Source organism: Sphingobium sp. 3R8, from assembly GCF_020166615.1.
Lineage (GTDB): Bacteria > Pseudomonadota > Alphaproteobacteria > Sphingomonadales > Sphingomonadaceae > Sphingobium > Sphingobium bisphenolicum.
Genome location: NZ_JAIQXR010000002.1, coordinates 193,706 through 217,163, shown reverse-complemented (window position 1 = coordinate 217,163; position 23,458 = coordinate 193,706). Strand labels below are relative to the sequence as shown.

The window sequence follows — 23,458 nt, the reverse complement described above, 5'->3', positions numbered from 1 at the left end:
CCCCGCAGGAGAAGTTCATGCGTCAGTTCAGCCGTCATTCGCCACGCGGGCGTATCCTGCTCGCGATCGGCCTCAGCGCGCTGGTGCTGGGCGCATCGGGCTGCACCCGCATCCGCACGCATCAGGGCTATTCGATCGACAAGCTGCTGGTCGATTCGGTCCAGCCCGGCATCGACAACCGCGCCTCGGTGGAAGGGACGCTGGGTCGCCCCAGCTTCGTGTCGCAGTTCGGCGAGCAGGACTGGTATTATGTGTCGCGTGAAATGCGCGCACTCGCCTTTTCCAATCCCAAGCCGGTGGAACAGACCGTGCTGCGCGTCCGCTTCGACCCCGCAGGCAATGTCGCGGCAGTCGATCGCATGGGTCTGGACCAGGTCGCCCACATCTCGCCCATGGGCGACAAGACCCCGACGCTGGGCCGCAACCGCAGCCTGTTCGACGAGATTTTCGGCAATATCGGCGCGGTCGGCGCTGGCGGCATGGGCGGCGGTGGTGGCGGCAGCAACACCGGCGGCGGCCCGAACGGCAGCTAAAATCTCGCCGTTACCTCTCTCCCGTTCGGGCTGAGCCCGTCGAAGGCCTGTTCTTCCTTTTGCGACGTCGAAAGAAAGAATAGCCCCCTGCGACTGCCTGCCTGCGGCTGTCGCTCAGGACAGGCTTCGACAGGCTCAGGGCGAACGGGTTTACTTCAAACTCGATGCTTTCAACAGGCCGATCCAGCGACCGGCTTCACTCCCAGCCGCCGCCCAGCGCCAGGAAGATCGCAATCTGGTCCTGCACCAGTTGCGTCCGCGCTGCCGCCGCGGTGACCTCCGCACTGGCCAGGCTGCGTTGCGCGTCCAGCAGCGACAGGAAATCGCCCCGTCCGAATCGGAACAGCTTGCCCGCCTGGCTTGCGGACAGCGCCGCGCTGTCCCGCGCCCGGTCCAATGCCGCCGCCCGCTCGGCATCGCGGCGATAGCTTTCCAGCGCCGTCTCGGTCTGGCGCAGCGCCTCCAGCACCGTACCGTCGAACCCGGCCAGATCGCCCTGTAGCGCGGCGTCGGCCTGCGCGATGCGCGCCCGCACCACCGGCCGGTTGGGGAAGCTCCAACTGATGAGCGGCCCCAGGCTGAAGCCGAACCCCGTGCCCGAACCCAGATCCTTGAGCGGCCCCGACAGGCCGACCGACCCGCCAATGCTGACCTGCGGATAGAGGTCGGCGGTCGCCACCCCCAGCCGCGCGGTATCCGCCGCGATGGCGCGCTCGGCCTGGCGGATGTCGGGTCGCCGCCGGATCAGCGCCGCGCCGTCGCCGACTGGCAGGGCCATGCGCAAGGACGGTAGCGCGGCGCAACTCTCGACATCGCGTGGATAATCGGCGGGCGGTCGCCCCAGCAGGGTCGCCAGCAGGTAAAGCCCATTCTGCCGCTGCGCCTCGAACGCCGGCAGCGCCGCCGCGCTGCTGTCCACCGCAGCCTGCGCCCGGCTGACGTCGAAGGCGGTGCCGCGCCCGCCCTTCGCCAGCCGCCGCGTCGCGTTCAGCGTATCGCGCTGCAACGCCACCACCCGCCGGTTTACGCCCAGGCTGTAATTGGCCGCGCATATCTGCGCATAGGCCCGCGCGGTCGCCGCCGCGACGCTGACCCGCACATAGTCGCGCGCCGCCGCGCTCGCCTCGACATCCGCGCCGCTCGCCTCGATCGCGCGCTTGATCCGGCCGTTGAGGTCCAGCGGATAGCTGGCGGACAGGCCCAGATCATAGCCGACCACGCCCGGCAGGCTGTAGCCGGTGCTGGATGGACGCGACAGCGACAGGCCGCTGCCGCTGACGCTGGTCGTGACGGTGCGCCCGGCCTCCGCCTCCCGCAATACCGCCTGTGCCTGGGCCAGATTGGCGTCGGCCTGGCGCAGGTCGGTATTGGCGGCCAGCGCCTGCGCGATCAGCGCATCGAGTTGTGGATCGGCATAGAGACGCCACCAATGGTCGGGCAGGTCGGCCTGGCTATATTGCCCGCCCTGCGCCGAATGAAACGCCCCGGTCGCGGCCGGCGCGGTGGCGGCGGACCGGGCCGGCGGGCGATAATCCGGCCCGGCGGTCGCACAGGCGGACAGGGCCAACACCAACAGCGCGCCCCCCAAACCCTTATGCGGTCCCGCGCAGGCGGGAACAGGCTGCCTTTTGGCCCGGTTAGCCTTAGCCATGACGGCAAACCCCCGCCTTGCCATCCTTGTCCCCATTTTTCTCAGGCGCCGCGGGCTGCACCGTCACCGTTGCGGTCCGGCCCGAAATCAGCCGCAACCCCGCCGGCGCCTTGTCCAGCTTCACCCGCACCGGAATGCGCTGGGCCAGCCGCACCCAACTGAAGGTCGGCTCGACGGAGGGGAGGAGGTTGCCGCTGTTGCTCCGGCTGTCGTCGTCGATGCCGAAGGCGATGCTCTCGACCCGGCCGTGCAGATCCTGCGCCTCGCCCATCAGCCGCACCGTCACCGGCGCGCCGATGCAGATCAGCCCCAGCTTGGTTTCCTCGAAATAGCCCTCGACCCGCATCGAATCGCTGTCGATCAGGGCCAGCGCCTGGCTCCCCGCGCCGACATAGTCGCCCGGATGCAGGTCCAGGTTCGTGACCACGCCATTGACCGACGCCAGCACCCGCGTCCGTTGCAGGTTCAGCGCCGCGCCCTCGCGCGCGCTCATCGCCTCGGTCAGCGCGGCCTGTGCCGTCTCGACCCGCGCGACATTCTGCTCATGCGTCTCCGCCGCCACCAGGTCGCCCAGCGCCAGGTCGCGCCGCGCCTCCCGCCGTGCCTGCGCCAATGTCGCCTGCGCGCTGGCGATCTGCGACCGGGCCTGATCCAGCGCCAGTGCGTAACGCGGCGTGTCGATCACGAACAGCAGGTCGCCGGCCTTCACCTGCTGGTTGTCATGCACCGCGACCGACGTCACCAGCCCGCTGATGTCGGGCGTCACCCGCACCACATCGGCGCGCACCCGCCCGTCGCGGGTCCAGGGGCTGCGCTCATAATGATTCCACATCCAGATCGCGACCAGCGCCGCGGCGATGACGAGCAGGATGGTGGCGGCGCTGCGGACCAGCCCCTTCCAAAACGGCGAATCGGACAGGCGGTTCATAGACGGATTCCAAAGGTGGGGACGAGCAAGGCGAGGCCGCCGAGCAGGAGGATGAAAAGGCTGAGGTCCACCGCCGCGCGATAGGCCAGGAAGCGATAGAGGCCGAAGGCGGCGATCAGCCGGGTCAGCGCCCAGCTCAGCACCAGCGCGACCAGCGCCAGCAGCAACAGGGTGGGGACGTAGAGGCCGCCCAGGGCGATTTCGCCGGTCATGCGATGGCTCTCCGATAGGCATGGGCGTCGGGGAAGAGGTTGCGGCGCAGGCTCACCAGCCCCAGCACGCCCTCGCGGCGCACCGGCAGGCGGGGATGGGCGCTCAGCGCGTCGATGGCGCCGTCGATATCGTGGAGCAGTGCGGGGTCGGCGGGCACCGGCTTGTCCGGGTCCAGCCCGCGATAATGGCGGCTCACCCCGCCCAGCACCGCGGTCAGCGGAGCGCCTTCTTCCGGGGGCAGGTCCAGCCGCAACTGGCGCAGTTCGCCGATGGCGACGCCTGTACGCAGGTCGCGCAGGGCGTCGTAGAGCGGCTTGCCGCTGTCGGCACGGGTCGCCGCCAGTCGCGGGGCGAGCAGGGCGATGCGGTCGAGCATCCGGTTGATCCAGCCGCGCACGTCGGGCGGGCTCATCAATGTCGCGCGATTGGCGATGTCGGTCCAGCCGGCGCGCAGCGTGCGGCGGATCGCGCGTTCGACCCCGGCCGACTGCAACAGCCCGGCCATCAGGATCGCGAACCAGATGCCAACGATCTGCGCCACCGCGCCGTTGATATAGCTGCCAAAGGCGCTGACATAGCTGCTCGACAGCAGCACAGGACTGCCCAACCCCAGCAGGGTGGGCAGCGCAATCCCCGCCCAGCGCGGCGACGCCATCATCGCGCCCAGCAGCAGCAAAGCGGGCGCATAGGCCAGCGCCAGCATCAGGAAGCCGTCCAGCCGCGGCATGATCGCATAGCCGTACAGCGCGCCCAGCGCCGACGCCGCGACCGTGCCGACCATGAAGCCCCTGAGTGGGGCCAGCGGATTGTCGACCGCTGCGAACAGCGCCAGGAACACGCCCGCCTGCATCACCGCGGTGCCGCCATCCTTCCAGCCGCTCAATATCCAGATCGCGCAGCCCAGCGCCACCGTGACGAAGGCGCTGAACGCGCCGCGCGCTGCGCTGGCATAGTCGCGGTGCAGTTCGCGGTTGCGCCGGCCCTCCAGCAGTTGCGCGACGCGCGGCGTCACCGCGGCGCGACTGTGCGTCGCCATCTGGTCGTGCAGGTCGCGGCAGTCGCGATGCGCCGCGATCAGCGTGGCCAGCCGGGCGTAGAGGCTCAGGCGCATCATGTCGGCCCAGCCCATGTCGGGTGCCGCCGTCGGCTCAAGTCCGGCGCAGCGGTCGATCAGCGCCTGGGCCAGCCGCGCCCGGCTGTCATTGTCGACCACCGGCGAATCCAGCCAGTCGCGGACATCGGCGATCAGCCTCTCGACCTGCGGCGGCACGGTTCCGCCGTTGGCGGCCTTTAGCTGCGCCAGCCGGTCCTCCGCCGCCGCGCCCAGCGGCAGCAACAATGACAACTGGTCCTGCAACGCGCGAACCGTCCGCACTCGCGGCGCCAGGCGGCTGATGTCGAAGGGCAGGTGGACCGACATCTGGTGCAATTCGGTGACGTCCTGCGCCAGCCGGCGGCGCTCGGCGTCCAGCCCCGCTACCGGTTCCGTCGCGATCGCGTCGCGGGTCCAGCGCTCGGCGTCGCGCAGCATCGCCTCCACCCGCGCCAGCAGCACGCTGCTGATCGATCCGGGCAGCACCACGCTATGGACCAGGCTGCCGCAGGCGATGCCGATCAAAATCTCCTGGACGCGCAACGACGCCACGGTGAAGATGGTCTGCGGCGTATCGACGTCAGGGAAGACGATCAGGCAGGCGGTATAGCCCGCCAGCACGAACATATAGGATCGCGGCGTGCGGTCCATCAGCGACACGAATACGCACAACGCCAGCCATGACGCCATGGCCAACACCAGCAATTCGGGCGCATTGACGAGCGGCGGAACGATGGCGACGGCGAACATCGCGCCGACCAATGTGCCGATGGCGCGAAAGACCGCCTTGGAAATCACCGCGCCGGCCATCGGCTGGGCGACGATATAGCTGGTCAGGAATGCCCAATAGGGCCGCTCCAGCCCGATGCTGAACGCGAGGTAGAGCGCCAGCATGGCCGCAACGAGGCATTTGAGGGAAAAGAGCGCGACCGGTACGCCGAAGCGTTCGCCGAAGATCTTGCCGCTCATGGCCGGATGCTCACGCCGCGCTCTTCCGTTCGGCGATGCGCAGGCTCAGCAGGTCCAGCAGCCATACTGCGACCTCGATCGCCTCTTCGGGCACGTCCTTCAGCAACTCGGCCCGCAGGGCGTCGAGCTTCGCTTCGATCCTGCCGACCAGATCCCGTCCCGCCGGAGCCAGCCCGACAATATTGGATCTCTTGTCGTCGGGATGTTGCGCCCGCGTCACCAGTCCGCCGGTCTGCAACTGGTCCAGCGTGCGGACCAGCGATGGCTGGCTGATATCCAGCGACTCGGCCAGCGCGCTTTGCCCTACCTCGCCACCCAGCCGATCGATATGGATCAGGCACCACCCGGCGCTGTTGGATACGCCGAATTCCGCCAGGGCCGTGTCGGCCAGTTGCCGCCAGGCGCGGGCGACCGGAGCCATCTTGTGCGCCAGTGCGCGCTTGGGTTCTGACAGGGGCATTTCCATTAGATAGCTAACTAATGGAAATTGTCAACGGCGTATTGCTGTCTCGCTCGCTGTCGCGGATAGGAAGGTCGCGCCGCGATTATTAAAGCCAGAACCGGGCTCCCGCGCAGGCGGCAGCCCGGTTCTGTCGTCTGAACTACACGCCGCGCTTTAGCGGGAACCCGCTGCCGACGGCGGACGATGCCTAAGCCCGGCGCGTCCCGTTGAAGGCCGACGCGCCGAATGCGCCGAGCTGCATCGTGCCGGTGATGGCATCGCCCGCCACGTCGGCCTCGCATTCGAGCGTCATCGGCATGGGCATGGTCATTTCCATCTTCCATGTCAGCTTCGCGCCATCGACCTTGCCGTCGACCACATCCAGCGACCCCATCATCCCGGCAAAGGTGCCGTTGAAGCGGTCGCCGCTGCTGATGACGGTGAAGACCCCCTTCTGGTCGCCCATCGGCGTTTTGGCCACGCAATCATAAGCGCCATCCACTGCAGCCATCTCGATTCTCCTTTACGTTGGCGTCAATCAGCCAATGTGCCCATTTCCACCGGCAGCCCCACCGCGTCAAGCTGCGGTCGCACCAGCTTGGCGTCGCCGACCACGACCCAGATCAGCCGGTCGGGGTTGATGGCCTCGCGCGCGGCCTTGTCGAAATCGGCGGCGGTCATGGCGCGATAGGTTTTGGGCAGCGTCTCGTAATAATCGTCCGGCCGCCCGATCAGGTCGTTGCGCATCATCGCGCTCAAAAGGTCGGAGGACGTTTCGAAACTGCCGGGCAGCGACAGGATCTGGCTGTTGATCGTCTGGTTGCGCTCCGTCTCGGTCGTGCCCTTGGCGGTCAGGAAATCGCTGATGTCCTTGCGCGCGGCGACGATCGACTCGCCGGTCTTGTCGGTCTGCACCGGGGCGTAGACCAGCAGAGGGATCGTTTCCTTGACGCCGGGTAGCGCGGACCCGGCATAATAGGCCCAGCCCTTGGTTTCGCGCAGGTCCATGATCAGGCGCGAGGAGGATGATCCGCCCAGCACCTCATTGGCGGTCTGCAACGTCACGGGATTGTCGGTCCCGCTCTTGTTGGTCAGCAGCCCGGCCAGGATCATCGACTGCGGGCTTTGCGGCTTGTCGACCAGCACGATCCGCGACGGGCGCATCATCCGGTCCATGCGGAACGTCTTGACGCCCTTCGCCACGCCGGGGGCTTTCCAGTCGCCGAAGCGCTTTTCCAGCAGCGGCATCAGTTCGGCCAGCGTCGTATCGCCCGCGACGAAGATGGTCGCATTGTCGGGCCGCAGCCAGGCATCGTGGAATCCGGTCAGGTCCGCCCGCGTCACCGCCTTGACGCCCGTCTCCGTGCCGGACCCGGTGAAGGGAATGCCATAGGGATGGGCCTGCCCATAGAGCAGCGGCGGCAACATCCGCTGGGCGATCGCCATCGGCTCGGTCTTCTCCGACGCGATCTTGGTCAGCATCTGGCTGCGCAGCCGCTCCACCTCCGCCGGGGCGAAGGCGGGATTGCGGATCACATCGGCCAGCAGGTCCAGCGACGCGTCCAGATTGGGCTTGAGCGCGAACAGGCCCACCGTGGTCCGGTCCATGCTGTTGGCCGCGCTTATCGACGCGCCCAGCCGCTCCTGCTCCTCGGCGATCTGGATCGACGACCGCGTCCTGGTCCCTTCGTCCAGCAGCGCGGTGGTCAGCCCCGCCGTGCCCAGCTTCGCCTTGTCATCGGCCGCATTGCCGGCATCGAACGCCACCGACACGCGCACCGTCGGCACCGTGGTGCGCCGCGCCAGCGCAACCTTGATGCCGTTTTTCAACGTGGCATGTTCGATATCGGGGAAGTCCAGATCCTTGACCGGCTCGATCGCGGGTTCGGCGATCTTGGTCGGGGCAGGGGGCGTCGCCGCCTTGGGCGCAGCGGCGTCGGGATCGCGGAAATGAGCCGGCTTGTGCGTCGCCCCCTCCGGCTGTACATTGCCCGCCAGCGCATTGTCAGCGGCCGACCGCTCGCCCGGCGCGACGGTCAGGCGCAACACCGGCCGTCCCAGCCATTTGCGCGCGGCGGCGCTCACGCTCTGCGGCGTCGCGGCGGCATAGACGGCCAGGTCTTTCTTATATTTCGCCGGATCGTTGGAATAGACCGCGCCTTCGGCCAGCGTCACCGCCTTGCCGCTAAAGCCGCCGACCTTCTCCAGCCCCGAAATCGTCCCCGCTGCCTGGCCCGTCGCCGCGCGCAGCACCTCGTCCGCGCTCGGTCCCTTGGCCAGATAGTCGGCCAGCAGCTGGTCGAGCCTTTTGCCCACCGCCACCGGGTCCGCGCCGGGCTTCACGTCGACCGTGATCTCCGCGATCGACAGCTTCTCGAAAGGCTGGATGCTGGCCTTCACGCCTACTGCGACCTTCTCGTCACGCACCAGCGCATTGTCGAGGCGGGAGGATTTCAGCCCGCCGAACACCGTCATCGCCAGGTCCAGTTGCTGCAATTCGTCGGAATTGACCCCAGGCACGATCCAGTTGCGATAGAGGCGCGTCGCCGCGACATTGTCGTGCATCACCTTCTCGACATCCTTGTCGAGTGTCGGCACGGTTGCATCCACATCCTTGGGCGCGGGGCCGGCGGCGATGTTGCCGAACCACTTCTCCACCTTCGCCTTGGCCGTGGCGGCATCGATATCCCCGGCCAGCACCAGCACGGCGTTGTTCGGGCCATAATGGGTCTTGAACCAGCTCTGCACGTCGGCCAGGCTCGCGGCGTTCAGGTCCGCCATCGACCCGATGGTGGAGTGGCGATAGGGGTGGCCCGCGGGCAGCATCGCATCGAGCTGGGCATATTCGACCAGGCCATAGGGCTCATTCTCGCCCATCCGCTTTTCATTCTGGACCACGCCACGCTGCGTATCCAGCTTGGTCTGCGTCACCGCGCCCAGCAGATGGCCCATGCGGTCGGATTCCAGGAACAACGCCCGGTCCAGCGCGCCGGTCGGCACCGTCTCGAAATAATTCGTCCGGTCGAACCAGGTCGTCCCGTTCCAGTCGGTCGCGCCGATATCCTCCAGTCGCCCGAAGAACGGCCCATCGGCATTTTCCGACCCATAGAACATCAGATGTTCGAACAGATGGGCGAAACCGGTCTTGCCCGCCGGTTCGAACCGCGATCCGACATGATACCAGACCGACACCGCCACCACTGGCGCCTTGCGATCGGTATGGACGATGACGCGCAGCCCGTTCTTGAGGGTAAATTCCTCATAGGGAATATCGACCTGCGACACGAGGCTGGCGACCGGGGCGGGAGCCGCCGCCGCAACGGGCTTGGCAGCCTGCGCCATCGGCGACAGCGCCAGAACGGACAGGCCCATCATCAAAGACAGGCGGCGCGACATCGGGGAAAGGGCCATGAGAACCTCATGAAAAGGGGGACTTTGCAGCGATAGAACACGGCCGCTGCACATAAGGCCGCAGCATAGCGGGCCGTTTTAGACGTGCAATACACTTATTGCTGGACAGGGCGGGGGTAGGGCGGCAATCCTCCGCCCATCCCGCCATCCAGTGGACAGATATCTCCATGAAAACCCCCTTCGCCCTTGCCGCCATGACGGCGCTGCTGTTGCCCGCCGCTCTCCCGGCCCGGAGCGCCGCCGATCCGGTATTCACCGCCGCCGCCATGCGCGCCCATGTCGAATTTCTCGCTGACGACCTGCTCCAAGGGCGTGATACTGGCAGCGAAGGGCATGAGATCGCGGCGCGCTACGTCGCCAGCCAGTTTGACGGCCTCGGCCTCAAGCCCGCCGGGGATGCAGGCGGCTGGCTCCAGCGCATCGCCTTCCAGCAGACCGAACGGACGAACATTCCCGCCGTCCTGACGCTGACCGGGCCCGCCGGTGACAAGAGCTGGACTCACGGCACCGACATCATCGTCGGCCTGAACCCCGACGAACCCAAAGTCGATCTGTCTGCGCCGCTGGTCTTCGTCGGCTATGGCATCGAAAATGCCCGCATGGGCCTCAACGACTATGCCGGCCTCGACGTGAAGGGGAAAATCGTCGTCACCCTGCGCGGCTATCCAAAGGGGCTGCCGAGCGAGGAGGGTGCGCATCTCTCCGCGACCAAGGCGAAGGTGGCGGAGGCGCACGGCGCGGTCGGCATGCTCTCGGTCGGCACGCTGCAATCGATGAAAGCGCGGCCCTGGGCGCGGATGCTGACCTTCGCCAACGAACCCGATTTCACCTGGGTCGATACCGACGGCCAGGCGCATGTCGATGCGCCCGGCATCCGCGCCGCCGCATCCGTGAACGAGCCGGTGGTCGCAGCGCTGTTCGCCGGCGCGCCCCAGTCGATCGCCGCCATCCGCAAACAGGCCGACAAGCCGGGCGGCAAGCCCAGAGGCTTCGCGCTCAAGGGCAGCGCCCGCATCCAGGTGGAAAGCGTGGGCAAGCGTGTCACCAGTCCCAATGTCGTCGCCATCCTGCCGGGCAGCGACCCGGTGCTGCAGCGTGAATATGTCGTTCTGTCCGCCCATCTCGACCATATCGGGATCAGCGAGGCGAAGCCCGACGACAAGCCCGATACCGATCGCATCAACAACGGCGCGCTCGACAACGCGGCGGGCATCGCGACCCTGCTGGAAGTCGCCCGCGCCATGGCGCAATCCCCGCAAAAGCCGCGCCGCTCGATCATCTTCCTCGCCTCCACCGGCGAAGAAAAGGGTCTGCTCGGCGCCGACTATTTCGCCCGCCATCCGGCGGTGCCTGTCAGGCAGATCGTCGGCAATGTCGATCTCGACATGCCGTTGCTGCTCTATCCCTTCACCGACGTCATCGCTTTCGGCGCCAACCATTCCACCCTCGGGCCGATCGTGGCGAACGCAGTCGCACCGATGACCATCAAACTTTCGCCCGACCCCATGCCGCAGGAAGGCATCTTCGTGCGGTCGGATCATTATATGTTCGTGAAGCAGGGCGTGCCCGCCGTCTTCCTCGCCACCGGCTTCGCCAATGGCGGTGAAAAGGCTTGGGAAGCGTTCCTGGGCGGCGCCTATCATCATCCGGGCGACGATATGAGCCAGAAGATCGACTGGAACGCCGGCGCTCGTTTTGCGGAAGCCAATTACCGCATCACTCGCGCGCTGGCCGACAGCGATGCCGCGCCCCTTTGGTATCAGGCGGATTTCTTCGGCGACACCTTCGCGCCCAATGCGAAGAAAGCGGCGCATTAGGATAATCATGCGCCACCCCTTGTGTGCTTTTTAAGCAACACTACATCAATCCCGTCATATTGGGTGGACGTACATGAACATCGAAAAATTCACTGACCGCGCCAAAGGTTTCCTCCAGTCGGCGCAAACCGTCGCGATCCGCATGAGCCATCAGCGGATCGGCCCGGAACATCTGCTGAAGGCTCTGCTGGAGGACAGCGAGGGCATGGCGTCCGGCCTCATCAAGGCGGCGGGCGGCTCGGCGCAAGTTGCGCTGCGCGACGTCGACGCGGCGCTGGCCAAGGTGCCGGTCGTATCGGGCAGCGGCGCGCAACAGACCCCCGGCCTGGACAATGACGCCGTGCGCGTCCTCGACAGCGCCGAGCAGGTCGCGGCGAAGGCGGGCGACAGCTACGTCACCGTCGAGCGCCTGCTGCTCGCGCTCACCCTCGCCACCACCACGACGGCGGGCAAGGCGCTCGCCGCCGCAGGCGTAAAGCCCGAAGCGCTCAACGCCGCGATCAATGCCTTGCGCGGTGGACGCACCGCCGACACGGCGGGTGCGGAGGATCGCTACGATGCGCTCAAGAAATTCGCCCGCGACCTCACCGAAGCGGCGCGCGCGGGCAAGCTCGACCCGGTCATCGGCCGCGACGAGGAAATCCGTCGCACCATCCAGATCCTCGCCCGCCGGACCAAGAACAACCCGGTCCTGATCGGCGACCCCGGCGTCGGCAAGACCGCGATCGCCGAAGGTCTCGCGCTGCGCATCGCCAATGGCGACGTGCCCGATACGCTCAAGGACCGCACCCTGATGGCGCTCGACATGGGATCGCTGATCGCGGGCGCCAAATATCGCGGCGAGTTCGAGGAACGGCTGAAGGGCGTATTGGACGAGGTAAAGGGCGCCGATGGCCAGATCGTCCTCTTCATCGACGAGATGCACACGCTGATCGGCGCGGGTAAAAGCGAAGGCGCAATGGACGCGGGCAATCTGCTCAAGCCCGCTCTGGCGCGCGGCGAACTCCATTGCATCGGCGCGACCACGCTGGACGAATATCGCAAATATGTCGAAAAAGACCCCGCGCTCCAGCGGCGCTTCCAGCCCGTCTTCGTCGGCGAACCCACGGTCGAGGACACGATCTCGATCCTGCGCGGCCTCAAGGAGAAATACGAACTTCATCACGGCGTACGGATCACCGACGGCGCGCTGGTCAGCGCGGCGACGCTCTCCAACCGCTATATCACCGACCGCTTCCTGCCCGACAAGGCGATCGACCTGATGGACGAGGCCGCCTCGCGCCTGCGCATGGAGGTGGAATCCAAGCCGGAGGAGATCGAAAATCTCGACCGCCGCATCATCCAGCTCAAGATCGAGCGGGAGGCGTTGAGGAAGGAGACCGACAAGGCATCGGCCGACCGGCTCGACACGCTGGAAGAGGATCTCGCCAATCTGGAGGAGCAATCCGCCTCGCTCACCCAGCGCTGGCAGTCGGAAAAGGACAAGATCGCCGGCGAAGCGAAGGTCAAGGAGCAACTCGACGCCGCCCGGCTCGAACTGGAACAGGCCCAGCGCGCGGGCGACCTCGCGAAGATGAGCGAACTGTCCTACGGCACCATTCCCGCGCTCGAAAAGCGCCTCGCCGAGGCGGAAACCGCGTCGGAAGGCGCGATGCTGCGCGAGGAGGTGACGGCGGAGGATATCGCCGGCGTCGTCGCGCGCTGGACGGGCATACCGGTCGAGCGGATGATGACCGGCGAGCGCGAAAAGCTGCTGGCGATGGAAGAAACGCTGGGCAAGCGGGTGATCGGCCAGGCCGATGCGGTCAAGGCGGTGTCGACCGCCGTGCGCCGGTCACGCGCGGGTCTGCAAGACCCCAACCGGCCGCTCGGCTCCTTCCTCTTCCTGGGGCCAACCGGCGTCGGCAAGACCGAACTGACCAAGGCGCTGGCAGGATTTCTGTTCGATGACGACAGCGCCATGGTGCGCATCGACATGAGCGAGTTCATGGAGAAGCACAGCGTCGCGCGCCTGATCGGCGCGCCGCCGGGCTATGTCGGCTATGAGGAAGGCGGCGTCCTGACCGAAGCCGTCCGCCGCCGCCCCTATCAGGTCGTGCTGTTCGACGAGGTGGAGAAGGCGCATGGTGATGTGTTCAACATCCTGCTCCAGGTGCTGGACGATGGCCGCCTGACCGACGGGCAGGGACGCACGGTGGACTTCACCAATACGATCATCGTGCTGACGTCGAACCTGGGCAGCCAATATCTCACCGGCCTGGCCGATGACGAGCCGGTGGAAAAGGTCGAGGATCAGGTAATGGACATCGTCCGCGCCCATTTCCGCCCGGAGTTCCTGAACCGGCTGGACGAAGTAATCCTGTTCCACCGTCTGGGCGCGGCCCATATGGCCCCGATCGTCGATATCCAGGTGGCGCGTATCGGCAAGCTGCTCAAGGATCGCAAGATCGTGCTCGATCTGACCGACGAGGCGCGTGCCTGGCTCGGCCGGGTCGGCTATGACCCTGTCTATGGCGCACGCCCCCTGAAGCGCGCGGTCCAGCGCTATCTGCAGGATCCGCTGGCCGACCTGATCCTGCGCGGCGAAATCCCCGACGCATCGACCGTCCGGGTCGAGGATGGCGACGGGGCGTTGAGGCTGGAGGTCGTTTAAGGCTGCTGCTCTGCTGCAAAGACGAAAGGCCCACCATATGATATGGTGGGTCTTTTGCCATATCACCAGCTTTTTACCCCCGACCGGCTGATCAAATCATCCGCATCGCGGCTGTTTCGTTTGCGGATTATCCGCCATTCCGCGGAAGCTTGCAGAGACGCGCCTTGCGCACGAGCGATCCGGTCAGGTCCAGGCCGGTATCAGTCGCCGTCAGCACAGCCGCCGCCGTGCATCAGCCGTTCGGGTTCATGCCTGCGCGGCTGCGGGTGATCAGGTCGTCCGCATCGCGGCCCTGCTGGTCACTGATAGCGCGCCATTCTGCATTGGTCTTGCAGATGCGCTCGCGGCGCACCAGCGACCCGGTGACCTCCAGGCGCTTGCAGCGCACGGCGTTGGGATCGTTGCGATCCAGCTTGGGTTTGTCTTCCGCCAAAGCGGGCATGGCGATGGCAAACAGACTCGACGCGATTACTGCTTTCAAAACTCGCACTTATTATCTCCCAGGAACGCGGCTGAAACGATAGGTCGCCGGTCAGGCGGGCTCCATCATTCTGCCGTCGATCAGATGCTCGCCGCGATATCCCTCGTCTTGCTCGCATCGGCCGTGGCATAGAATTGCTTCAATAATCGCTGTTCTTCAAGCGACAAATGCGGATTCCATACGTCGAAGATCAACAACACGCGCAAATGATCGCTCTCGTTCCATGCTTCATGCTCTATCGTGTCGTCGAAGGCGAAGGCGACGCCTTCTTCCCATGCCCGTGTTTCGCCGCCCACCCGAAAGAAACAGCCGGGCGGCACGACGAGGGGCAGATGGACGATGGCGCGGCTGTTGGTGACGCCAGTATGCGCCGGAATCCGGCTGCCGGGCTTCAGCAGCGAAAAGAAGGCCGACGGCGCGCGGCCAGGAATGTCCGCTCGCGGCAATGCCTCCAGCGCCGCGATCGTCTGTGGACAGGCGGCGCAGACCGCTTCGTTGCGCACGCCATATTCCCACAGGAAGGATGCGCCCCAGTCGAGTGATCCATCGAGCGCCGTCCATATATTGTCCGGCGTCCCGCTATCCTGCCGCACATAGGGACGGATATTTCCTCCGTCGCGGGCGACCATCGCCATAAATTCGCCACGGATCACATCGGTCTGCGCTTCCAGTTGCGCCATCCAGGGAAAATGGGCGCGATCGAAAAATTCGTCGGCGGGCAGGAAGGGGTAATGCAGACCCGAACATTGGTTCTGATAGACGGTGCGCCGTCCGAACTCGCGGTCGAGACAGGCCTGGAAGCGCCGCCGCGCCAACGGATCGGCAGCGCCCAACTGATCGGCCAGTCCCGTTTCGACAAAGGCGGCGAAGCGCGCATGATGATCGCTGACGAAGCGGCGAGCTTGCGCCAATATCTCTGCCAGCGCCGGGGGAATGTCGGCCATGCCGGTAGTCAGCGCCAGCACCTTGCCCCAGCTTTCGGCCGCACCCTGCGCCTCGCCCAGCCGTTGCTGCAGTTCCGCCATGCGGATTTGCGCCGTCAGGTTGCGTTGCTCGATCGCTATCGCCCGGTTCAGTGCGGCCCGTTCCGCCTCCGCCGCGCCCAGCCCGCGTTCGGCCGATGCGACATTCATCCACAGAGCGGCTTCCCCCGGATCGGCCTGCGCCGCCGCCCGGAATTGGATACCCGCCGCGCTGAAGTCGCGCCGGTCGAGCGCGATCAGTCCCATCAGGTTGAGCGCCTGCGGTTCGTTCGGGCTATGGCGCAATGCTTCGCCCAGCGCACGCTCCGCCTCTCGGGCCCGCCCATGGCGGCGCGCCTCCACAGCCTGCTGCAACAACCGCCCCACCGTCACGTCCATAAAGTGCCCCTGACCTCTATTCCCTATCGCTATCAGAAGCCTAGGCGCTGGCAAGTGGGGGGACGTCCGCACGGCTTGTGCGGGAAACACACGCATGCCAAGGCTGACGCATGAGCGCCTCTCTCCCATCGATCCGCGACGTCATGCGCAGCGCCCAATGGCTGGCGCACCGCTATGATCCGAACCATGACGCTTTTCATCTCCTGCCGGTGCCGCGCGAACGCCATGCCGCCATTCCCTTCCTCACAGACGAATATCTGGGCGATCTTGGTCAACCTCTAGTGGTGCGCCGCGCCGAGGCCGTCGAACAGGCGAGGGCGCCGGCGCCCGCCCATTTCCTCTTCCATTCGGCCTATTGCTGCTCGACCCTGCTCGCCGCCGCGTTCGACCGGCCCGGCGTCGCGATGGGACTCAAGGAGCCGGTGCTGCTCAATGATCTGATCGGCTGGCGTCATCGCGGGGCGAAGGGGCCGGATGTCGCGCGGGTGCTCGATGATGGACTGCGGCTGCTCGCGCGCCCGTTCGCACCGGGCGAGGCGGTGGTGGTCAAGCCGTCCAACATCGTCAATCCGCTGATCCCAGGCATCATGGCGTTGCGGCCGCAGGCGCGCGCGCTGCTGCTCCATGCCCCGCTCGACGCCTATCTCGCCTCGATCGCGCGCAAGGGCATGTGGGGGCGCCTGTGGGTGCGCGATCTGTTTGGCAAACTGCTGCGTGAAGGGATGCTGGCGCCGCTGGGCATCGCACCCGACGATTATCTCGGCCTCACCGACATCCAGGTGGCTGCGGCCGGCTGGCTGGCGCAGCAGCGGCAATTTCAGGACATCGCCGGCAAGCTGTGTGACCGGGTAGCGACGCTCGACAGCGAAACGCTGGTGGAACGCCCGGGGGACAGCCTGGCGGCGCTCGCCGGCCTGTTCGATCTGAGGTTGGACGGCAGCGCGATCGACGCCATCGTTAGCGGTCCGATCTTTGCCCGTGATGCCAAGAGCGGGGCGGGTTTCGCGCCCGGCCAGCGCGCGCGGGCGGCGCAGCAGGGCCTCAGCCTTCATGGCGAGGAGGTGGAGAAGGTTGTGCATTGGGCGCGTGTCCTGGCGGACAATGGCGGCATCGCGATGACGCTGCCCAATTCGTTGCTCGACTGAGCAACCGACTGCTCCAACGCACGGCGCGGCCCTCTCCTTCGAATAGCCCGAAAAAAGGGGCCGGTGTTTCCACCGGCCCCTCCTTTTTGATGGCTGACGCGTGGCTTAGAAGCGGAACTTCGCAGCGATCGCGTAGCGACGGCCCAGCGCGTCGTAGGTCGACGGATAGACGTTGCCGCTGTTGTAGCTGGTCGAACCGATCGTGTTGCCGACCACCTTGGGCTTGTTGTTCAGAATATTCTGAGCCGTCAGCGTGATGGTGATCTCGTCCGAAACATGGAAGCGGCCGGTCAGGTCGAAATAATGCTCGGCCTTGATCTTCCGGAACTTCGGATCGACGATGCAACCGCCTTCATCGGTGGTTTCGTAGTTCGGGCAACCCTGGTCGTCGAGCGGCAGAACCGTGCCATCGTCATCCAGATTCGCGGCCAGAGCAGCGGCCATGTCGTCGGCCATCTGCTGCGGCTCGAACTTCACCGTGTCGATGTAGCGCCAAAGCAGCGAAACGTCGACCTTCTCGAAGGACAAAGTGGTGCGCTGCGAGAACTGCCACTTGGGCTGGATCGACGCGCAGTTGACCGAATAATAGCCCACGCACTCGCGGTTCAGGGAAACCGAGGTCGCCTGGAACTTCGAGCTGTTGGTCCAGTTGCCGGTCAGGCTGAGCGCGAGGTTGGCGAAGCCGATATCCTTCTGGTAGTTCAGCGAGAAATCGACACCGTCGGTGCTGAGCTTGCCCAGGTTCGAGGTCACCAGCGACAGACCAGGGGTTACAGTTGCTTCGCCGAACAGTTCACCGGTCAGCGGGTTGCGGCCGATCGCGGTACAGGCCGGATCGGTCGCGCTGGCGGCGGTGATGTTGTTGAAGCAAGCGCCGATCGCGTCGCCCGGCGTGGGCGAAGTGATCGCGTCGGTGATCTTGATGTTGTAATAATCGATCGTCGCCGAGAAGCCGCGGAAGGCCGCTGGCTGGAAGACCGCACCAAGAGTCCAGCTGTTGGACTTTTCAGGCTTCAGCGCCAGATTGCCACCGCCGGTATAGTTGACCTGACCGGCTGGGTCGTTGGTGATCGCGCCGATCTGAGTTGCAGGGGCACCCTGCGCAATGCAGACCGCAGCCAGATTGGCGTTGCCGAGCGGAGCCGAGCCCGAGCAGGGATCGGTGCCAAGGTTGGTCAGCAACGTGTTCACGGGCGCAAACAGTTCGGCGATGTTGGGCGCGCGAACCGCGTGAGCATAGTTGCCACGGATCTTGAAGCCGTCCACCGGGGTCCAGCTACCGCCGGCCTTCCAGGTCGTCGTCTTGTAGGACGGGTTGCTGGGCGCGTCGACGCTGTACTTTGAGTAGCGGATGCCTGTTTCCAGGGTCAGATCCTGGAAGAATGGCTTGTCCTGAACCAGCGGCAGAACGAGTTCGCCAAAGGCTTCATAGACGTCATAGCCGCCCGCAATGTTCGGCGCCGCGCCGCCGGCGCCGCCAAGATCGCCCGAACGGGAAAGCTCATCCGATTCCTGCGAGGCAGTATATTTGCGATATTCACCGCCAATGGCGAAGGCGACCGCGTCGCTCGCCCAGGGCGCTGACCAGCCAAAATCGCCGTTAATGGTCGCATTAGCCTGCGCCAACGAAGTCTTGGTAATGATCCGGCTGTCCGCATTGAGATATGCATTCATCTCCGGCGTGATCGAACCGTCGGGGCCGAACACGTTCAGCGGAACGCAACCATCGGCGGCAGCCTGCGGATCAAGGCATGTGGTCGTGCTGGTCGCTTGCAAGGCATTGCGGACACGCGAGTTCAGCCAGTAGCCCTGCTGGGTCTGGGTCTGCTCGCTCTCGCCATAAGCGCCCGAAACGTCCCAGCTAATCGAGTCGGTGATACCGCCGCGAAGGCCAGCCTTGTAATCGAAGAAGGTGGTGGTGAATTCCGAGATGCGCGGCCCCAGTTCGGTCGCACGACGCGACAGGGCGGTGGTGACTTCACGATAGTTCGGATCATTCGGGTCGGTAGCCGTTGCAGCCGCGGTGCATTCCGCTGCGGTGTAGAGCGGCGTGTAGACGCCCAGGGCGATGTCCGCCGCCGACGCCGTGTTGCGCTGGCAGAAGGCGTTGCGCTGCGCCGTCGTCAGGAACGGGTTGCTGAGCGGGATATCGACGGCGATGCCGAACGCGCCCGACGGCGCGATGATGGTCTTGACGGTGTTCTTGGAGAAAATGCCGCGCGTATAGGCTTCGACCGCGTCGCTGACTTCGTAACGACCGGCGCCGTACATGTTGAAGCGCTCGAACGGCGTCTGGAAGATATTGAAGGGGTTAAAATTATAGGCGTCGAACGCGGTGGTAGGGCGGAAGGCGGTGCCGTCGGCCGTGATCTGGCGCGTGCCGTTGCCGGTCGCGGTGCCCGACGGGTTGGTGCCGGTGAAGCGCGACGGGCTCGACGTGCCCGAACCGCCGATGGCGCCGCTGTAGGAGTCGATGTTGAAGACCGAATAGTCGCGGCCGCCCTGATAGACCGGGTCCGACTGCTGATAGCCGATCGAGAAGACGACATTGCCCTTGCCGTCGTCGAAATTCGCGCCGAGCGTGACGTCGGCGCGGAAATAGTTGCCGTCGCCTTCTTCGGTCAGCTGGTTCGAAATCGTGCCTTCCAGCCCGGCGAAGTCCGACTTGGTGACGAAGTTCACCACGCCCGAGATGGCGTCCGCGCCGTAGGTGGTCGATGCGCCACCGGTCAGCACGTCCACGCGCTCGATCAGGGCGACGGGAACGTTGTTAAGGTCGAAACGGCCGTTCAGTTCGGCGGGGACCAGGCGGTCGCCGTCGAGCAGGACGATGTTGCGGTTGGAACCCAGGCCGCGCAGGTTGACGAACGAAGCGCCGCCGTTGCCGTTGTTGACGGCCGAACCGATGCTGGGAACGATGCCCGGAATTTCACGCAGAATATCTTCCGCGGTGTTGTTCTGCTTCAGTTCAATCTGGTCGGACGTGGTCGCGGTGACCGGCGTCGAACGCTCCAAGTTCGGGTTGCGGATCAACGAACCCGTAACGATGATGGTGTCGCCGGCATCGGCTTCCGCCGTCTGCGGCGCGTCCTGCGCGAATGCAGCCGTCGCGATCAGCGACGCGCCCAGGATCGCCGGTGCGGCGCTGGCACGCAATAGTGCCCTCTTCGAAAATATTTTCACGGTTCCAGTCCCTTGCTCTGGAGTTTGGCAGATAGCCTGCCACATAAGTGGCCCGTACGAAGGGATATGGTGCCCGACAGCGATCCCCCCGTATGGATGCGACGAAACTGCGCGGGCTTCGGGGCGCTGTAAAGCGGGGGAAAAGGGACATGGCCGCTTTTGAAGGCGGCTGTATCATAAATGCAACAAGGTGGGCGCGCCGCTGTTTTACGGCCGTATTGCAAGAAAATTACACGAAGTTACAAAAGGATGTAGCAATCATACATCATGAAGTGGATAGCCGACCTATTGTGGCGTTTGAGACGTCCGGTATCGGCGAAGACTGTCATATTGACGTCATATCCCGCGGGTGCATGTTAGTGGCGACACAGGGTTCGGAAGAGGAAGCACGAATATGAACGGCAAGCAGGGCTGGATTTTCGTAACCATGCTGTGCCTTGTGGCGGGGGCGGCCCAGGCGGCGCCACAGCGGCAGCAGCCCCGGCCGGAAATCTTCACCAACCTGCTCCAGTGTCGCGCCATAACGGACAATGCGGAGCGGCTCGCCTGTTTCGATCGGCAGGTCGGCGCGATCGACGCTGCTGCCCAGCGCGACGAGGTGGTGGTGCTCGACAAGAGCGAACTCAACAAGACGCGCAAGACGCTGTTCGGCTTCTCTTTCCCCAAACTGCCTTTCCTCGGCGGCGGCGATGACGACGGCGGCGACAAGCCGCAGGAAGAGGGCGTCACCCATATCGATGCGGTGATCGCGTCGGTCCGGAGCCTGGGCTATGGCAAGTGGCAGATTGTCCTGGAAGACGGTGCCCAATGGATGACGACCGAAGCGGTGACAGGGCGCGAACCCAAGCCCGGCCAGAAGATCGAATTGAAGCGCGCCGCCATGGGCAGTTTCATGGGCAAGCTCGAGGGCGGGCGAGCAATTCGTATGAAGCGGGTCAGTTGACGCTTATTGCCGCCAGCGGGAGCCGACGACGGCTTGCTGCGCGCCGAATCTAAAGCCCGTTCGGCATAGGCCCGGCGAGCAGCATCGGGTCGATCCGCGCCTCGTTCCATTTCATTCCCCAATGGAGATGCGGTCCGGTCGCGCGCCCCGTGGCGCCGACCGCGCCGATGCGTTGCCCCTGGGCCACATGGTCGCCGACCCTTACGTCGATCCGCGACAGGTGCAGGAAGGCGCTGTTGAGGCCATGGCCATGATCGACCATCAGCAAATGTCCTTCCAGCGTGAAGGGCGTGTTCGCAGCGGCGAGAATCACCACGCCGTCGGCCGGCGCCACCACCGGCACCCCAGTCGCGCCCGCTACATCAACGCCGCCATGATAGGCGCCGGGCGTTCCCTGATAGACGCGCTGTGATCCGAACAGCCCGGATATTCGCCCTATTCTCGGCCAGATGAAGCGCTGCCGCCAGCCCTGCGCGTCGGTTACCATCGCGCGCGCGTTGGCGATCGCCTCCAGCTCCGGCTTGCGCAGCGCCAGAAACGCCTCTGTGCTCTTGGTGGGCCGCATCGGCGCGTCGATCCGCTCGATCCGCCAGGCGCGTGGCCCGACGGTCAATACGCGTTCGATCGTCCGTCCATCGGGCAGGCGCGCAGTGAGGCGCGCGATCGGCGGGGCATCCCGGTCGAAGGCGATCAGGAAGCGGCCGTCGGCGTCCACTGGCACCAGTTGCGCATCCAGCTTCAGCGCGACCGTACCGGACGGCGCGGTGCCGACCAGCGTGCCGCCCTGCGTCGCCGTGCCGGTCAGCTGAAAATCGGTCTGCATCGTCCCGGAACGGGGGCCGGGCTGCGCGACGGCCGTTCCGGCGCAGGCCAGCAGCAGCGCCAGGCCGATCCGCCTCATCGCGGCCCAAGCGCCTTCAATTCCGCCTGTACCGACGCATCGGCATTGGCATAGGGTTCCTGCCGGGCGATGCTCCAGTAACGCAGATCCTCCAGCGCGATCTTTCGCCCGGTCACGGCGCACAGGACATGGTCGCCCGCCTGCAGCACACGGAAACTATAGGGCATGTAGTGGAGCCGGGCGATCCGGTCGCGATTGGACATCAACATGGGTCAGGCCTTTCTTCGCTCGATCAGGAAAATAGATCCTGCTGCGGCGTTTCGTTCGCCTCGCGCGGCTTGCGGGCGGGCCGCGGTGATGATGGCGATATAGCGACGGGCGGGCGCTTCTCAAGCGGCGGCTTATCGCCGATGGCGGCCTCCACCGTCCCATCCTTGAAATGCAGCATGACCTCGCCTGCCGCCTGCGCCGCGGCTACCGACTGCACCAGCCGCCCCTGCGCCATCACCCGCGCATAGCCCTTTTGCAGCGGCCGGTCGGGATCGAGCGAGGCGAAATGGCGCGACATCCGGTCGAAGGCGATCGCGCGATCGGACAAAGCGCGTTGCAGATAATCTGGACGCAGCTTCAGCCGGTCGAGCCGTTCGCCCGCGCGCTGGACATGCTGGCGCAGCAGGGCCGGCCGCAATGCGCCGCCCGCTTGGCCCAGATGCGCGCGCGCATCGGCCAGCCGATGGCGCAACCCGCTCACCAGCCCGTCGGACAACTGATCCAGCTTTTGCCGCTGGGGGCTGAGCAGCATATCGGGCGTCGGCATCAACCGCGCCTGCATCTCCAGCCGCTCCCTGGCCTGCGCCGCGCCACGACGCACCGCGCGTCCGGCCCGCAAACCCATCTCGCCGAGGCCCGCCAGCAATTCCGCCCGTACCGGAACCGCCATTTCGGCGGCTGCGGTCGGCGTGGGTGCGCGCCGGTCGGCGGCATAGTCGCACAGGGTCGTGTCCGTCTCATGCCCCACCGCCGAAATAATCGGAATCGTGCAGTCGGCGACAGCGCGCACGACGATCTCTTCGTTAAAGCTCCACAGATCCTCGATCGACCCGCCGCCGCGTGCGACGATCACAAGGTCCGGCCGGGGCGTTGGCCCGCTGCCGTCCATCGCACTGAAGCCCCGCACCGCCCGCGCCACCTGTTCCGCCGCGCCCTGACCCTGCACCAGCACCGGCCACACGAGGACATGGGTCGGGCAGCGATCGGCGAGCCGGTGAAGGATGTCGCGGATGACGGCACCGGTCGGCGACGTCACGACGCCGATCGTGCGCGGCAGGAAGGGCAGCGCCTTCTTGCGCTCGACCGCGAACAGCCCTTCGCCCGCCAGCTTGGCCTTCAGCTTCTCCAGCAGCGCCATCAGCGCGCCTTCGCCGGCCAGTTCCATCCGTTCGATGACGATCTGATATTTGGACCGGCCGGGATAGGTTGTCAGCTTGCCGGTGGCGATCACCTCGACGCCGTCCTGCGGGAAAAAGGCCAGCCGCTGTGCGCCACCCTTCCACATCACCCCGTCCAGCACCGCATTCTCGTCTTTCAACGCCAGATAAAGATGCCCCGACGCCGCTCGCTTGAAGCCCGAAATCTCGCCGCGCAGCCGGACATGGCCGAATCGATCCTCGACCGTGCGCTTGAGCATGCCCGACAATTCGCTGACGCTGAGCGGCGGCGCGTTGTCCCCTGCGCGTTCCTCCGCTAACAGGCGGCCCGAACTGTCATAGGCATCAAATTCCGGGGACATGGGCG

18 protein-coding genes are annotated in these 23,458 nt (G+C 65.7%); 5 read left to right on the top strand and 13 right to left on the bottom strand.

The window, feature by feature from the left end; genetic code table 11:
- Positions 1–17: 17 nt before the first annotated feature.
- Positions 18–533 carry an outer membrane protein assembly factor BamE gene (locus tag K9B33_RS03040; RefSeq protein WP_224546576.1) on the top strand — a complete coding sequence of 172 codons (516 nt, stop codon included), beginning with the start codon at positions 18–20 and terminating at the stop codon, positions 531–533.
- A 196-nt stretch (positions 534–729) separates the two neighbouring features.
- Here K9B33_RS03040 and K9B33_RS03035 read toward each other — a convergent pair whose 3' ends face one another.
- The 7 genes from K9B33_RS03035 to K9B33_RS03005 all read right to left on the bottom strand — a co-directional run bounded on the left by K9B33_RS03035 (position 730) and on the right by K9B33_RS03005 (position 9,240).
- On the bottom strand, positions 730–2,106 hold the full coding sequence (locus tag K9B33_RS03035) for an efflux transporter outer membrane subunit (protein ID WP_224546722.1): 1,377 nt from the start codon (positions 2,104–2,106) through the stop codon (positions 730–732).
- A gap of 70 nt (positions 2,107–2,176) precedes the next feature.
- Positions 2,177–3,112: an efflux RND transporter periplasmic adaptor subunit gene (locus tag K9B33_RS03030; RefSeq protein ID WP_224546575.1), complete on the bottom strand. Its 936-nt coding sequence runs from the start codon at positions 3,110–3,112 to the stop codon at positions 2,177–2,179.
- Positions 3,109–3,324 (bottom strand): DUF1656 domain-containing protein, encoded by a 216-nt coding sequence (locus K9B33_RS03025; protein WP_224546573.1) that lies wholly within the window; start codon positions 3,322–3,324, stop codon positions 3,109–3,111. The genes K9B33_RS03030 and K9B33_RS03025 overlap by 4 nt, the downstream gene beginning before the upstream one ends.
- Positions 3,321–5,387, bottom strand: a complete 2,067-nt coding sequence (locus tag K9B33_RS03020; protein ID WP_224546572.1) for an FUSC family protein — start codon at positions 5,385–5,387, stop codon at positions 3,321–3,323. The genes K9B33_RS03025 and K9B33_RS03020 overlap by 4 nt, the downstream gene beginning before the upstream one ends.
- A gap of 10 nt (positions 5,388–5,397) precedes the next feature.
- Complete coding sequence (locus K9B33_RS03015; protein ID WP_224546571.1) at positions 5,398–5,847, bottom strand: MarR family winged helix-turn-helix transcriptional regulator; 450 nt, start codon at positions 5,845–5,847, stop codon at positions 5,398–5,400.
- A gap of 190 nt (positions 5,848–6,037) precedes the next feature.
- Positions 6,038–6,340 (bottom strand): hypothetical protein, encoded by a 303-nt coding sequence (locus K9B33_RS03010; protein WP_224546570.1) that lies wholly within the window; start codon positions 6,338–6,340, stop codon positions 6,038–6,040.
- Positions 6,341–6,363: 23 nt separating this feature from the next.
- Positions 6,364–9,240, bottom strand: coding sequence for a M16 family metallopeptidase (locus tag K9B33_RS03005; protein WP_224546569.1), 2,877 nt, complete (start codon positions 9,238–9,240; stop codon positions 6,364–6,366).
- A gap of 167 nt (positions 9,241–9,407) precedes the next feature.
- Between K9B33_RS03005 and K9B33_RS03000 the strand changes: the two genes are divergently transcribed.
- Positions 9,408–11,057, top strand: a complete 1,650-nt coding sequence (locus K9B33_RS03000; protein WP_224546568.1) for a M28 family metallopeptidase — start codon at positions 9,408–9,410, stop codon at positions 11,055–11,057.
- A gap of 73 nt (positions 11,058–11,130) precedes the next feature.
- Positions 11,131–13,710, top strand: coding sequence for an ATP-dependent chaperone ClpB (gene clpB / locus K9B33_RS02995; protein WP_224546567.1), 2,580 nt, complete (start codon positions 11,131–11,133; stop codon positions 13,708–13,710).
- A 232-nt stretch (positions 13,711–13,942) separates the two neighbouring features.
- On the opposite strand, the gene K9B33_RS02990 is transcribed toward clpB, so the two are convergent.
- Both K9B33_RS02990 and K9B33_RS02985 read right to left on the bottom strand, forming a co-directional pair.
- On the bottom strand, positions 13,943–14,152 hold the full coding sequence (locus K9B33_RS02990; protein ID WP_224546566.1) for a hypothetical protein: 210 nt from the start codon (positions 14,150–14,152) through the stop codon (positions 13,943–13,945).
- A gap of 119 nt (positions 14,153–14,271) precedes the next feature.
- Positions 14,272–15,552 carry an aspartyl/asparaginyl beta-hydroxylase domain-containing protein gene (locus tag K9B33_RS02985; RefSeq protein WP_224546565.1) on the bottom strand — a complete coding sequence of 427 codons (1,281 nt, stop codon included), beginning with the start codon at positions 15,550–15,552 and terminating at the stop codon, positions 14,272–14,274.
- A 110-nt stretch (positions 15,553–15,662) separates the two neighbouring features.
- Between K9B33_RS02985 and K9B33_RS02980 the strand changes: the two genes are divergently transcribed.
- On the top strand, positions 15,663–16,697 hold the full coding sequence (locus K9B33_RS02980; RefSeq protein WP_224546564.1) for a hypothetical protein: 1,035 nt from the start codon (positions 15,663–15,665) through the stop codon (positions 16,695–16,697).
- Positions 16,698–16,802: 105 nt separating this feature from the next.
- Here the strand turns inward: K9B33_RS02980 and K9B33_RS02975 are convergent, their stop codons facing one another.
- Entirely contained in the window at positions 16,803–19,880 is a 3,078-nt protein-coding gene (locus K9B33_RS02975; protein WP_224546563.1) for a TonB-dependent receptor plug domain-containing protein, read from the bottom strand.
- A 394-nt stretch (positions 19,881–20,274) separates the two neighbouring features.
- Between K9B33_RS02975 and K9B33_RS02970 the strand changes: the two genes are divergently transcribed.
- A complete protein-coding gene (locus K9B33_RS02970) occupies positions 20,275–20,823 on the top strand; it encodes a type VI secretion protein (protein WP_224546562.1) in 549 nt (182 codons plus the stop codon).
- A gap of 49 nt (positions 20,824–20,872) precedes the next feature.
- Here the strand turns inward: K9B33_RS02970 and K9B33_RS02965 are convergent, their stop codons facing one another.
- The 3 genes from K9B33_RS02965 to xseA are packed head-to-tail and all read right to left on the bottom strand — an operon-like array spanning position 20,873 to position 23,453.
- On the bottom strand, positions 20,873–21,724 hold the full coding sequence (locus tag K9B33_RS02965) for a M23 family metallopeptidase (protein ID WP_411973978.1): 852 nt from the start codon (positions 21,722–21,724) through the stop codon (positions 20,873–20,875).
- Positions 21,721–21,933, bottom strand: coding sequence for a DUF2093 domain-containing protein (locus K9B33_RS02960; RefSeq protein WP_224546560.1), 213 nt, complete (start codon positions 21,931–21,933; stop codon positions 21,721–21,723). The genes K9B33_RS02965 and K9B33_RS02960 overlap by 4 nt, the downstream gene beginning before the upstream one ends.
- A gap of 23 nt (positions 21,934–21,956) precedes the next feature.
- Entirely contained in the window at positions 21,957–23,453 is a 1,497-nt protein-coding gene (gene xseA, locus K9B33_RS02955; protein WP_224546718.1) for an exodeoxyribonuclease VII large subunit, read from the bottom strand.
- Positions 23,454–23,458: the final 5 nt, after the last annotated feature.